This is a genomic window from Paraburkholderia phytofirmans OLGA172, from assembly GCF_001634365.1.
Taxonomy (GTDB): domain Bacteria; phylum Pseudomonadota; class Gammaproteobacteria; order Burkholderiales; family Burkholderiaceae; genus Paraburkholderia.
Genome location: NZ_CP014578.1, coordinates 548,213 through 560,447, shown reverse-complemented (window position 1 = coordinate 560,447; position 12,235 = coordinate 548,213). Strand labels below are relative to the sequence as shown.

Below are 12,235 nucleotides of genomic sequence, written 5' to 3'. Positions count from 1 at the left end.
CCCAAGCGCGGCCCGGCGGCCTCGCGCAAGTCGCGAGACGGCATGCAGAAAGGGTTTGCCGGAGGCCCGCCGACGCTTTCTCGTGTGTTACATTTCGTCGTTAATTCGCAAAACTACCATACGCCCACCCGCTGCAGCATGTCCGAGCGAAACGAATCCGCCGACCCGCACAAAACCAGGCAGGTCCGGCCCGCGAGCGGAAGCGCCCATGTGGTGCTGCATCGGACATCCCATGTGGTGATGGCGCTCGCACTCGCCTTCTATTTCATCGCGGCGGGTCTTTTTCTCGGTTTGCGTTACGTCCTGTTGCCGCACATCGACTCGTTCCGGCCGCGCATTGAAGCCGCCGTCTCCGAGAATCTGCACACCCAGTTCACCATCGGCAAGCTGGCGCCGCATTGGAGCGGCTTTCAGCCGGGCCTCGACGTCACCGATATCGTCATTCGCGACCCTGAAGGCAAAGCGGCGCTGACCATTCCGCACGCCACCGCCGCGCTCTCGTGGAAGTCGCTCTGGCAGTTCCATCCCGCGCTTTCCAGCCTGATCGTCGATCAACCCGACGTGCTAGTGTCGCGCAGCAGCGACGGCGTGATCTCGGTGGCGGGCGTGCCGGTGCCGACCCGGCACAGCGGCAACGACACCCTGTCCACGTGGCTACTGCGCCAGCAGGCGATCGTGGTGCGCGGCGGCGTGCTGCGCTGGCGCGATGCCCAGCATGACGCGCCGGAGCTCGCCCTGCACGACATCCGGATCGCGATTCTCAACGAGGGCTACGATCACCGGCTCGCATTGCAAGCGCCCGCCGACGGCCATGTCCTGCACGGGCCGATCGACTTCCGCACGCATTTCAAACACGCCCGGCTCTCCGCGATCGGCAAGCCGGTCAACTGGGCCGGAGGGGTCTATATATCGACCGGTCCGGTCGATCTGCCGACCCTTGCGCGCTACATCAATTTTCCGATCGAGATGTTCGCCGGCCGCATCGACAATGCGATCTGGGCCGACTTCGCCGATGGCCATATGAAGTCGGCGAGCGGGAAACTGGCCGGCACGGATGTCGCGATGCGGGTCCGCCCGACCCAGCCCAAGCTGGTCGTGCCGATCGCCAATTTCTCGTGGCGTCTCGAGGCCGACCAGGGCGACTACACACTGCAACTGATCGACTTGCACGCCGAACTCGGCCAGCCGCCGCTCGACGACGGTACGCCGCTCACCCGCACTCTCGCGCTCTCCACGCTGGACGGCCGCTACCGGACCGCCTCGCTGCAGCACGGGCAACTCGTCAGCGTCAGCGGCGACCGCGTCGACCTGGGCATCCTCGCGGAATTCAGCCGGGCGCTGCCGTTGCCGGGCCCCTTGCTGAACAGTCTGGTGCGCTTCAATCCGCGCGGCATGGTGTCGAACTATGTGATCGAAGTCGAACGCGGCAAACCCGAATCCGGCGAAGCGGGCAGCGACCACCGGCCAAGCGGCGCCGAGCCGATCGAGCGCTATCGTTTCAAGGGCGACCTGCAAGGCATCAGCTTCGCCGCGCAGGAACCGCCGCCGGGGCTCACCCCGCTGAATCACCCGCGCGCGGGCATTCCCGGTATCGAAAACCTGTGGGGCAGGGTCGACGCCGACGAAAACCACGGCACCGCGACGCTCGACACCTCCAACGTCGCGATTACGCTGCCGGGCGTGTTCGACGACCCGCGCCTGACACTCGACCGTCTGCACGGCCGGGCAGACTGGACCATCACACCGAAGGCGCCGGGCGAAAATCACCGTGCCTTCACCGTCAAGCTGGCCGACTTCGGCATCTCGAACGCGGACGCTGACGCCACCGCCACTGCCGACTACAGCAACCCAGGCCATGGGCGCGGCACGCTCGACCTGAAGGCCGACTTCCAGCGCGCGCAGGTTACGCGCATCGTCCGCTATCTGCCGACCAGCATCGGCGAAAAGCTGCGCATTTACCTGGGCCATGGGCTGCAAGCCGGCATATCGCGCGGCGCGACAATCGAAATACACGGCGATCTGACCAAATTCCCTTACTCCCGCGCCCCGGAGGCCGGGATCTTCCATATCGTCGCGCCGTTCAAGGGCGGCAAGTTCGACCCTTCGCCGTACCCGCCGCGCAAGATGAAGAACGGCACACCGAACGTGTGGCCGCCGCTGGATGGCATCGACGGCGTGTTCGAACTCAAAGAGAACGTGCTGCGCTTCGATATCGACCGCGCCCATTACAAGCGGGTCGCTTTAAACAAGGTGAACGGCAGGATCGACGACCTCGGCACCAAGGCGTCGGACCTCGTCATCACGGGCAACGGCCGCGGACCGCTTGCTGACATGCTCGACTACGTCGATGAAAGCTCGCTTGGCCCCATGTCCAAACATGCGGCCGAGAAAGTGCGCGCCGAAGGGCCCGCCGCGCTGGCGCTCAAACTGACCGTGCCGCGCACGCCGAAGCCGCATATCGGCGTGGAAGGCGCGGTGGGCTTCCAGAGCAATCGCCTGACGGTCGATAACGTGCCACCGCTGTCGCAACTGAACGGCAAGGTGCGCTTTACCGAGCATACGGCGCAGCTCGACCGGCTCTCGGGCCAGTTCCTCGGCGGCGACGTGCATGCGAATGGCGGCCTGAAGCAGGACGGCACGTATGCACTCGAGCTTGGCGGCCACATCGCCGTCGATGCCGCGCGCGACCTGAATCTGCATGGCCCGGCCGCCCAGGTGCTGACGCGCATGAGCGGCAGCGCGCCCTACGCGCTCAACGTGCGCGGCGCCAAGGGGCGCTTGCCGGAGGTCACGGCGAACTCCGATCTGACCGGGCTTGCGCTCGACTTCCCCGCGCCGTTCGACAAACCGGTCGGCACGCCGATGCCGTTGCACTTCGCGGTCGGCCCGTCCACCGACGCGAGCGAAGCGGGTCTGGAACGCGCCGACCTCACCTTCGGCCCGATCACCGCCGCCTACCTGCTGCGCTACCAGCCGAAAACGCCGCCGACGGTCGTGAGCGGCGCAATCGGCGTCAACAAGCCCGCCGACTTGCCGTCCGACGGCGTGATCGCCGCCGTCGACGTCGAAAGCTTCGACGCCGACGCCTGGCGCGCGCTCGTCACGCAGATGCGCAACAAGGAAGCGCCAACTGCCGCGTCCGCCGCCGCCATTGCGCCGGCTGCGCCGAATCCGACCCTCGCGCAATTCCTGCCGAGCCGCTTCGCGGTGCACGTCGGCACGCTGACGCTGCTCAAGCGGCACTGGGACAGCGTGATCGTCGGCGCGTCGCATGCGGACCGCAAATGGCAGGCCAACATTGCGTCGAACCAGGTGTCCGGCCACGTTTCCTGGCTGCCGGGCGCCAATAAGGAATCGCCGGGCACGCTGCAGGCGCGCTTTGCCCGTGTGGTGATTCCGTCTGCCACGGATAAGGATCTGCTCGGCCAGGCCATGTTGGCGCCGGCGCAGAACATGCCGTCCATCGATCTGGTGGTCGACGAGTTGATCTTTCGCGATCGCAACATAGGCCGGCTCGAAGTCGACGCGCACAACTTCGAAGAAGACGGCGTGCCAGTCTGGCAACTCGACAAGTTCGACATCGCCAACCCCGCAGCCACGCTGACCGCCACCGCGAACTGGCGCACCTCGACGGGCCTCGGCAACACCGCCGACGAAACGACGCCGCGCCGCACCGTGTTCGATTTCAAACTCGACATCAAGGACGCCGGCGCGCTGCTGGAGCGCTTTGGCCAGCCGCACACGATCAAGGCCGGCAACGGCACGCTGTCGGGCAAGGTCGTCTGGCGCGGCGGTCCGGCCGCCATCGACTACCCGACGCTCAACGGCAATCTGGCCGTCGATCTGCGCCATGGACAGATTCTCAAGGTCGACCCGGGCGTCGCGAAACTGCTCGGCGTGCTCAGCCTGCAAAGCCTCGCGCGCTTCGCCACGCTCAATTTCCGCGACGTGATCGGCGAGGGGCTGCCGTTCGAACGCGTCACCGGCACGGGCCAGATCCACAATGGCATTGGCCGCACCGAGAACTTCGAGATGGTGACGGCGCCGGCCCGCGCTGAAATGAAGGGCTCGGTGGATCTGGCGCAGGAAACCCAGGATCTGCACGTGCAGATCGTGCCGACCGTCAGCGCCGGCGCCGCGGTGATCGCCGCGACCGTGGTCAATCCGCTCCTCGGACTCGGCGCACTGGTGGCCGATCTGGCGTTCAGCAAATCGGTCTCCTCGGCGTTTGCGCGCGAGTACGCGATCACCGGTTCGTGGTCGAAACCGCACATCGAGCGGGTGAAGAGCGATCGCGGTAAGATGGACGCTCCGGCTTCGACCGTGGAAGCGCACTGAGCCCGATCCGATCCTCTGTTTGATCAGAAGAGCGCCGTGCCGCGCCACAGGCCCCAGCCAGCCTTAAACGACGTATGCGGCGCCAGCGGTTCGCGCCGCCGCCTTGCCGGGAGTTTTTCGAAACGCTCATGAGCGAAACACACGTCTCTCCATCTTCGTCCACCGCCTCGCCCATTGCGACGTCCAGCGGGTCTTCCGACAGCGCCTTCCGCGTGGCCGCGCTGCAAATGGTGAGCACGCCGGATCGCGAACGCAATCTGGCCGAAGCGGAACGCCTGATCGCCGAAGCCGCCGCCGACGGCGCGCAACTCGTCCAGCTGCCTGAGTACTTCTGTTTCATGGGCTTCAAGGACACGGACAAGCTCGCCGTGCGCGAGCCCTACCAGGACGGCCCGATCCAGCGCTTTCTCGCCGATGCCGCGCGCCGCCACAAGGTGTGGGTGATCGGCGGTACCTTGCCGTTGATGTCGCAGGAACCGGCCCGCGTGCTGAACACCACGCTGGTGTTCGACCCGCAAGGCAACGAGGCCGCGCGCTACGACAAGATCCATCTGTTCAACTTCGAAAAGGGCGAAGATTCGTTCGACGAGGCGCGCACCATCTGCCCCGGGGGCGAAGTCCGCACCTTCGAGGCGCCGTTCGGCCGGGTCGGCCTGTCGGTCTGCTACGATCTGCGCTTTCCGGAGCTGTACCGGCGCATGGGCGACTGCGCGCTGATCGTGGTGCCGTCGGCGTTCACTTACACCACCGGCCGCGCGCATTGGGAGATGCTGCTACGCGCCCGGGCGGTCGAAAACCAGTGTTACGTACTGGCTGCCGCGCAAGGCGGCAAACATGAAAACGGCCGCCGGACATGGGGTCACAGCATGCTGATCGACCCGTGGGGCGAAATCGTCGCGGTGCGCGACGAAGGCGCCGGCGTGGTGGCCGGCAATCTCGAGCGTGCGCGCATCGACGAAGTGCGGCAGAGCCTGCCCGCCTGGCGTCACCGCGTACTGAGTTGCTGATGCGTTCCCTGACATTGAAAGTGCGGCGCCTGTCACTCATATAGTGACGCAGGCGCTAACCGAATCCTTCGTATCGAGCAGAACATACTTCGCATGAACATCATCGAACCCGGTATCCGTAATCTCGCCACCGCCAAGGACATCCTCCTGACGCCCTACGGTCTCGACGAATCCCTGCTCACCCGCACGCTCGCCGAAATCTTCACGCACAAGATCGACTACGCCGACCTGTATTTCCAGGCCACGCGCAGCGAAGCGTGGAGCCTCGAAGAAGGCATCGTGAAGTCGGGCAGCTTCAGCATCGATCAGGGCGTCGGCGTGCGCGCCGTGTCGGGCGACCGCACGGCTTTCGCGTATTCGGACGACCTGTCGCCCGAAGCGATCCGCCAGGCGGCCATCGCCACGCGGGCAATCGCCAAGGCAGGCGGCGGCAAGCAGAAGATCAAGGTGGCCTCGTCGCTGACCGGCATCGCCGGGCGCGATCTGTACCTGCCGTCCGATCCGCTGCATTCGCTCGACGCAACCGCCAAGGTCAAGCTGCTCGAGCGCATCGAACAGATGGCGCGCGGCCGCGACCCGCGCATTCAGCAAGTGATGGCAGGCCTCGCCGGTGAATACGACGTGGTGCTGGTCGCGCGCAGCGACGGCGGCTTTGCGGCCGATATCCGTCCGCTCGTGCGCGTGTCGGTCACGGTGATCGCCGAGCAGAATGGCCGCCGCGAAATCGGCAGCGGCGGCGGCGGCGGCCGCTTCGACTACGGCTATTTCACTGATGAAGTGCTGTCGCGTTACGTCGACGACGCCGTGCATGCGGCGCTGGTGAACCTCGACGCCCGTCCGGCCCCGGCCGGCGCGATGACCGTGGTCCTCGGACCGGGCTGGCCCGGCGTGCTGCTGCACGAAGCGATCGGCCACGGCCTCGAAGGCGACTTCAACCGCAAGGGATCGTCGGCGTTCGCGGGCCGGATCGGCGAGCGGGTTGCGGCGAAGGGCGTGACGGTGGTGGACGACGGCACGCTGCCGAACCGCCGCGGCTCGCTGAATATCGACGACGAGGGCAATCCGACCCAGTGCACGACGCTGATCGAAGACGGCATCCTGAAAGGCTACATCCAGGACACGCTGAACGCGCGCCTGATGAAAATGCCGGTCACGGGTAACGCGCGCCGCGAATCGTATGCCGCGCTGCCAATGCCGCGCATGACCAATACGTACATGCTCAACGGCGACAAGGACCCGCAGGAGATCATCGCGTCCGTGAAGAACGGTTTGTACGCGGTGAACTTTGGCGGCGGCCAGGTCGACATCACGAACGGCAAGTTCGTGTTCTCGGCCTCCGAGGCGTACATGATCGAAAACGGCAAGGTTACCTACCCGGTCAAGGGCGCGACGCTGATCGGCAGCGGCCCGGAATCGCTCAAATACGTCAGCATGATCGGCAACGACATGAAGCTCGATTCGGGCGTCGGCGTGTGCGGCAAGGAAGGCCAGAGCGTGCCGGTGGGCGTCGGTCAGCCGACGCTGCGTATCGACAAGATGACGGTCGGCGGCACAGCCTGATTTTGATGTAGACGCATACTTCGTGCACATAATGCTCGAAGTATGCGGATTTACCGCATTTTTGCGCCCTGCGGCTTGCCAGCCAAGCTTGCACGGGTTATAAAGTCACTCACCCTTTTTGACCAGCGACCTATTTCGCCATGTCCGCCAAGTTTTACTTTTACTTTTTTTGGCATCTCAGACCGCTGGCGGATCGAGAGGGGTGTTAGTGCACGCAAGACACCCAGAATTCACGAAAACCGCCAGCTAGCCTGGCGGTTTTTTTTCGCCTCACGCCTTTGAAACTTTTGCCGTTGAAATCTTTTTGATTGTTGTTCGCCGTGGCATCGCTGCCTGATCGCCGTCTGATCGCAGCCTTCATTGCCCGCGCGAACACGCTACGACCCGATTCAGGAGAACCAGCATGCCCCCGCACAACACCGACGATGTCCGCATCCGCGAATTGAAAGAACTCACGCCGCCCGCTCACCTGATCCGCGAATTCGCTTGCGACGAAACGGTGTCCGATGTGATCTACAACTCGCGCAACGCGATGCATCGCATCCTGCACGGCATGGAAGACCGTCTGATCGTCATCATCGGACCGTGCTCGATTCACGATACGAAGGCGGCGATGGAATACGCCGGGCGTCTCGTCGAACAGCGCAAGCGCTTCGCCGGCGAACTCGAAATCGTGATGCGGGTGTACTTCGAAAAGCCGCGTACGACGGTGGGCTGGAAAGGCCTCATCAACGACCCGCACATGGACAACAGCTTCAAGATCAACGACGGCCTGCGCACCGCCCGCGAACTGCTGCTGCGTATCAACGAGCTCGGCCTGCCGGCCGGCACCGAATACCTCGACATGATCAGCCCGCAATACATCGCCGATCTGATCTCGTGGGGCGCGATCGGCGCACGCACGACCGAATCGCAAGTGCACCGCGAACTGGCTTCCGGACTGTCCTGCCCGGTCGGCTTCAAGAACGGCACGGACGGCAACGTCAAGATCGCCGTCGACGCCATCAAGGCCGCGTCGCAACCGCACCATTTCCTGTCCGTCACCAAGGGCGGCCACTCGGCGATCGTCTCGACCGCCGGCAATGAGGACTGCCACATCATCCTGCGCGGCGGCAAGACGCCGAACTACGATGCGGACAGCGTCAATGCGGCATGCGCCGATATCGGCCGTGCGGGTCTCGCGGCGCGCCTGATGATCGACGCGAGCCACGCCAACAGTTCGAAGAAGCACGAGAACCAGATTCCGGTGTGCGCGGACATCGGCCGCCAGATTGCTTCGGGTGACGAACGGATTGTCGGCGTGATGGTGGAATCGCATCTGATCGCGGGCCGCCAGGATCTGCAGGAAGGCTGCGCGCTGACATACGGCCAGAGCATCACCGATGCGTGCATCGGCTGGGATGACAGCATCGCTGTGCTGGAAGGTCTCGCCGAAGCGGTCAAGCAACGACGTGTGGCGCGCGGCAGCGGCAATTAAAAAATCGCTACGCGCCTCAGCGCGATGGCTGTAGTTTGCTCAACGAAAACCCGGCTCATGCAGCCGGGTTTTTTGTTAGCCGAATGGACGAATGGTGCGCCATGCGCCGCCTCTGTACCGTAACAACTCGTTTGCCAGGTCGGATACGACTTGACCTGGTTGGGTGTTGCGTATAATATTTTGTACATCAAAGGCGGCTATGGGGCATGAAAAAGAAATTCGCTGGATGGGCTCCAGCTATCACGATTTACTCGCTTTTCCCGAAGAGCCACGTCGCCGGGCCGGATTTCAGCTTGGCAAGATTCAGGCAGGACTTGACCCCGACGACTGGAAGCCGTTTGATTCGATCGGCGCTGGAACACGCGAAATTCGCATCAGAGAGGCTGACGGCATTTACCGCGTGATGTATGTCACCAAGTTTGTGGAAGCGCTGTACGTTCTGCATTGCTTTCAGAAGAAAACGCAGAAGTTGGCGCCGCAGGATAGAAAGATTGCCGAGATGCGGTACCGCGCCATCATCAATGATAGGAAAACTTAACAAATGACGATCGACACGAAAATCCGTCACGTAACAAAACCCGGTGCAAACCTGTTTCTCGAACTCGGCTTCTCCGCCGAAGAAGCGAAGCGCTTGCACGCCGCTTCGCAAAAACAGATCAACGACACGCGGCTGCTCAAGGAGCAGTTGATGACCGAACTGTCCAGCTGGATCGAACAGCATCATCTGAAGCAGGCCGAGGCGGCGGAGATTCTGATGGTGTCGCGGCCGCGCGTGTCAGACGTGGTCAACAAGAAGACCACCAAGTTCACCATTGATACCCTGGTCGAAATGATGAGCCGGATCGGCAAGCCGGTCACCCTGGCGGTTGGGTAAGGCGCACGGCAGACTCCCGCGTGCTTTCACACCCGGCTTGCCATGCGCCCCCGCTTCACTGCACTACGCCTGAACCAAACACTTCGGTGTGAATCCGTGCCGCATCCACACCGAGCGAGGCCAACGCCTCGCATTGCGCGCGCATGAAAGGCACCGGCCCGCAGATGTAGTAATCCGCATCGGGAACGATCACCTTGCCGGCGATTTTCGCGATGTTGAGGCGACCTTCGAAATCGTAGCCGATGCCGGCACGATCGCACGCGTCAACGGCTTCGTAGAACACCGCGCGCGTAACGTTCGGATGCGCTGCCACCTTATCGTTAAGCCACTGCCGGAACGCATGCACGCGGCCATTGCGGCAGGCATGCGCGAAAGTCACGCTGCGCTCACTCTGGTCGGCGAGCAACGTGGACAGCATTGAGGTCATTGGGGTTACACCTACACCGCCGCTCATCAGCACCACGGGCGTCGTTTTCTTGCGGTCCAGCGTGAAATCGCCCATCGGCGCGCTGACATGTACCACCGCGCCCACTTCCACACCGTCGTGCAGAAGATTCGATACGTGGCCGGGCGCCGTTTCTTCGCGGCCGGCCTCGCGTTTCACCGAAATACGCAGCCAGTTACCGTTCGGCGCATCCGACAAGCTCGGTGAGCGCGGTCATAACTACTTCTCCTTAAAGATGCATTTATCATACCTTTTTAAGAGGAAATTCTCACCCGGACAGATTGTCACAGGACTTAAAGGGACTAAAACGCGGTGTTAGCCAGCGCTACGATCGTGCTGCCATAACACGTCGCAGCCGCCGTCCGCGCGATTGAGCACGCGCGCGAGCACGAACAGCAGGTCGGACAGCCGGTTCACATACTGCCGCGGCGCCTCATTGATCGCCTCGCCTTCACCCAGGGCGACGATCGACCGTTCGGCGCGCCGGCACACCGTACGGCACACGTGCGCAAGCGCAGCCGCACGCGAACCGCCGGGCAGAATGAATTCCTTCAACGGCGGCAGGGTCGCGTTGTAGTCGGCCAGCCAATCGTCGAGTTGGCCGAGCTGCTTGTCGGTAATCATCGTGTGACCGGGAATGCAAAGCTCACCGCCGAGATCGAACAGGTCGTGCTGAATCGCGACCAGCGCCGCCCGCACGTTGTCGGGCAGCGTTTCGCACAGCAGCACGCCGAGATTCGAGTTGAGTTCATCGACGTCGCCGATTGCGGCAATGCGCACGCTGTCTTTGCGCACGCGGCGGCCGTCACCGAGACCGGTGGTGCCGTCGTCGCCCGTACGGGTGGCGATCTTGCTCAAGCGGTTGCCCATGATGTCTCCCATGCATTCATTCAGTGACGATGCGTCAGCGCAGGGCCGGCGGATCCATCCCGCGAATCCGGCAAATGAGCCACCAGGTTAGCCACCGCGTTTATCCATATTGCGCGCATCGCGAGATCGCCGCCATTATAGGTGCGGCAACCGCCCCCGACGCCGGCGTGGACGATCGGCGTAAAATGAAGCACAAGCTGTAGAACAACTCCGCCCCGATATCAGGAGATATGCGTGAATCATCCCGTGCCGCCGGCCCCGCTGCGCCGGCCGTTTCCCGCCGAGTTGCTGACCGCCCTCGAAACCGTCTTCGGCGAACGCGTGTCCACGGCAGAAGCCGTGCGCGCCCACCATGGCCGCGACGAATCACCGTTCGATCCCCAACTGCCCGACGCCGTCGTATTTGCGCACAATACGGAAGACGTGCAAACCGCCGTCAAGCTGTGCGGCCAATACAACGTGCCGATCATTCCCTACGGTAACGGTTCGTCGCTCGAAGGGCATCTGCTGGCGGTGCAAGGTGGCGTGTCGATCGATCTGTCGGAAATGAACCGCGTGTTGTCGATCAATGCCGAGGACCTCACCGTCACCGTGGAGCCCGGCATCTCGCGCAAGCAGCTGAACGAAGCGCTGCGCGACACCGGCCTGTTTTTCCCGATCGACCCGGGTGCGGACGCAAGCATCGGCGGCATGTCGGCTACGCGCGCCTCAGGCACGAATGCCGTGCGCTACGGCACGATGCGCGAAAACGTACTCGGGCTGACGGTGGTTCTCGCCGACGGCCGCGTGATCAAAACCGGCACGCGCGCGCGCAAGTCGTCGGCGGGTTACGACCTCACACGTCTGTTTGTCGGCTCGGAAGGCACGCTCGGCGTGATTACCGAAATCACCGTTCGGCTGTATCCGCAACCGGAGGCGGTCTCGGCGGCCGTCTGCACGTTCCCGTCGATGGGCGATGCGGTGCGCGCGGTCATCGAAACGATTCAGATGGGCGTGCCGATTGCACGCGTCGAGTTCGTCGACTCGCTCGCGATCCGCTCGATCAATCGCCATTCGAATCTCACGTTGCGTGAGGCGCCCACGCTCTTCTTCGAATTCCACGGCACCGAAGCCGGCGTGAAAGAGCAAGCCGAACTGGTGCAGGAGATCGCCGCGCAGAATGCCGGCGAAGGTTTTGAATGGGCGACCCGCCCGGAAGACCGCAGCCGCCTGTGGAACGCGCGCCACAACGCCTATTTCGCGATGCTGCAACTGAAGCCCGGTTGCCGCGCCGTCACGACCGATGTCTGCGTGCCGATCTCGCGCCTCGCGGAATGCGTGGTGGAAACCGAGCAGGATCTGAACGCGTCGCCACTGCCCTGCCCGATCGTCGGCCATGTCGGCGACGGCAACTTCCACGTCGCGATCCTGATCGATCCGAACAAGCCGGAAGAGCTCGTCGAAGCTGAGCGCCTGAACCAGCGCATCGTGCAGCGCGCGCTGCGCATGGACGGCACTTGCACGGGCGAGCATGGTGTCGGTCTGCACAAGATGAACTTCATGCTCGAAGAACACGGTGAAGTCGCCGTCGATACGATGCGCTCCATCAAGCACGCGCTCGACCCGCGTAATCTGATGAACCCGGGCAAAATCTTTTCCTGGGTAGCTTGAGGCGTCGTTGACAC

At 63.4% G+C, this 12,235-nt stretch carries 8 protein-coding genes and 1 pseudogene; 7 read left to right on the top strand and 2 right to left on the bottom strand.

Annotated features, from left to right (window positions below; translation table 11 throughout):
- Positions 1 to 138 precede the first annotated feature (138 nt).
- The 6 genes from AYM40_RS02420 (at position 139) to AYM40_RS02395 (ending at position 9,256) form a co-directional block, all read left to right on the top strand.
- Positions 139 to 4,338: a YhdP family protein gene (locus AYM40_RS02420; RefSeq protein ID WP_063494823.1), complete on the top strand. Its 4,200-nt coding sequence runs from the start codon at positions 139 to 141 to the stop codon at positions 4,336 to 4,338.
- A 128-nt stretch (positions 4,339 to 4,466) separates the two neighbouring features.
- The gene (locus tag AYM40_RS02415; protein ID WP_082855144.1) at positions 4,467 to 5,345 is read left to right on the top strand and encodes a carbon-nitrogen hydrolase family protein; all 879 of its coding nucleotides are present in this window, start codon (positions 4,467 to 4,469) and stop codon (positions 5,343 to 5,345) included.
- Positions 5,346 to 5,438: 93 nt separating this feature from the next.
- Positions 5,439 to 6,905, top strand: coding sequence for a metalloprotease TldD (gene tldD / locus AYM40_RS02410; protein ID WP_063494822.1), 1,467 nt, complete (start codon positions 5,439 to 5,441; stop codon positions 6,903 to 6,905).
- 403 nt (positions 6,906 to 7,308) lie between these two features.
- A complete protein-coding gene (gene aroG, locus AYM40_RS02405) occupies positions 7,309 to 8,382 on the top strand; it encodes a 3-deoxy-7-phosphoheptulonate synthase AroG (RefSeq protein ID WP_063494821.1) in 1,074 nt (357 codons plus the stop codon).
- 199 nt (positions 8,383 to 8,581) lie between these two features.
- Complete coding sequence (locus AYM40_RS02400) at positions 8,582 to 8,920, top strand: type II toxin-antitoxin system RelE/ParE family toxin (RefSeq protein WP_063494820.1); 339 nt, start codon at positions 8,582 to 8,584, stop codon at positions 8,918 to 8,920.
- Between the two features lie 3 nt (positions 8,921 to 8,923).
- A complete protein-coding gene (locus tag AYM40_RS02395; protein WP_063494819.1) occupies positions 8,924 to 9,256 on the top strand; it encodes a helix-turn-helix domain-containing protein in 333 nt (110 codons plus the stop codon).
- Between the two features lie 55 nt (positions 9,257 to 9,311).
- On the opposite strand, the pseudogene AYM40_RS02390 reads toward AYM40_RS02395, so the two are convergent.
- Positions 9,312 to 9,914, bottom strand: a pseudogene (locus AYM40_RS02390) (nitric oxide dioxygenase); the annotation flags it as partial.
- Positions 9,915 to 10,016: 102 nt separating this feature from the next.
- On the bottom strand, positions 10,017 to 10,571 hold the full coding sequence (locus AYM40_RS02385; RefSeq protein WP_063497801.1) for a cob(I)yrinic acid a,c-diamide adenosyltransferase: 555 nt from the start codon (positions 10,569 to 10,571) through the stop codon (positions 10,017 to 10,019).
- 234 nt (positions 10,572 to 10,805) lie between these two features.
- Between AYM40_RS02385 and AYM40_RS02380 the strand changes: the two genes are divergently transcribed.
- Positions 10,806 to 12,221 carry an FAD-linked oxidase C-terminal domain-containing protein gene (locus AYM40_RS02380; RefSeq protein ID WP_063494818.1) on the top strand — a complete coding sequence of 472 codons (1,416 nt, stop codon included), beginning with the start codon at positions 10,806 to 10,808 and terminating at the stop codon, positions 12,219 to 12,221.
- Positions 12,222 to 12,235 lie beyond the last annotated feature (14 nt).

What these genes read in the sequence shown, in the direction of transcription:
- AYM40_RS02420 (WP_063494823.1), top strand. Translation starts at nt 139, where the DNA reads ATGTCCGAGCGAAACGAATCCGCCGACCCGCACAAAACCAGGCAGGTC.
- aroG (WP_063494821.1), top strand. Translation starts at nt 7,309, where the DNA reads ATGCCCCCGCACAACACCGACGATGTCCGCATCCGCGAATTGAAAGAA.
- AYM40_RS02415 (WP_082855144.1), top strand. Translation starts at nt 4,467, where the DNA reads ATGAGCGAAACACACGTCTCTCCATCTTCGTCCACCGCCTCGCCCATT.
- tldD (WP_063494822.1), top strand. Translation starts at nt 5,439, where the DNA reads ATGAACATCATCGAACCCGGTATCCGTAATCTCGCCACCGCCAAGGAC.
- AYM40_RS02395 (WP_063494819.1), top strand. Translation starts at nt 8,924, where the DNA reads ATGACGATCGACACGAAAATCCGTCACGTAACAAAACCCGGTGCAAAC.
- AYM40_RS02400 (WP_063494820.1), top strand. Translation starts at nt 8,582, where the DNA reads ATGGGGCATGAAAAAGAAATTCGCTGGATGGGCTCCAGCTATCACGAT.
- AYM40_RS02385 (WP_063497801.1), bottom strand. Translation starts at nt 10,571, where the DNA reads ATGGGCAACCGCTTGAGCAAGATCGCCACCCGTACGGGCGACGACGGC.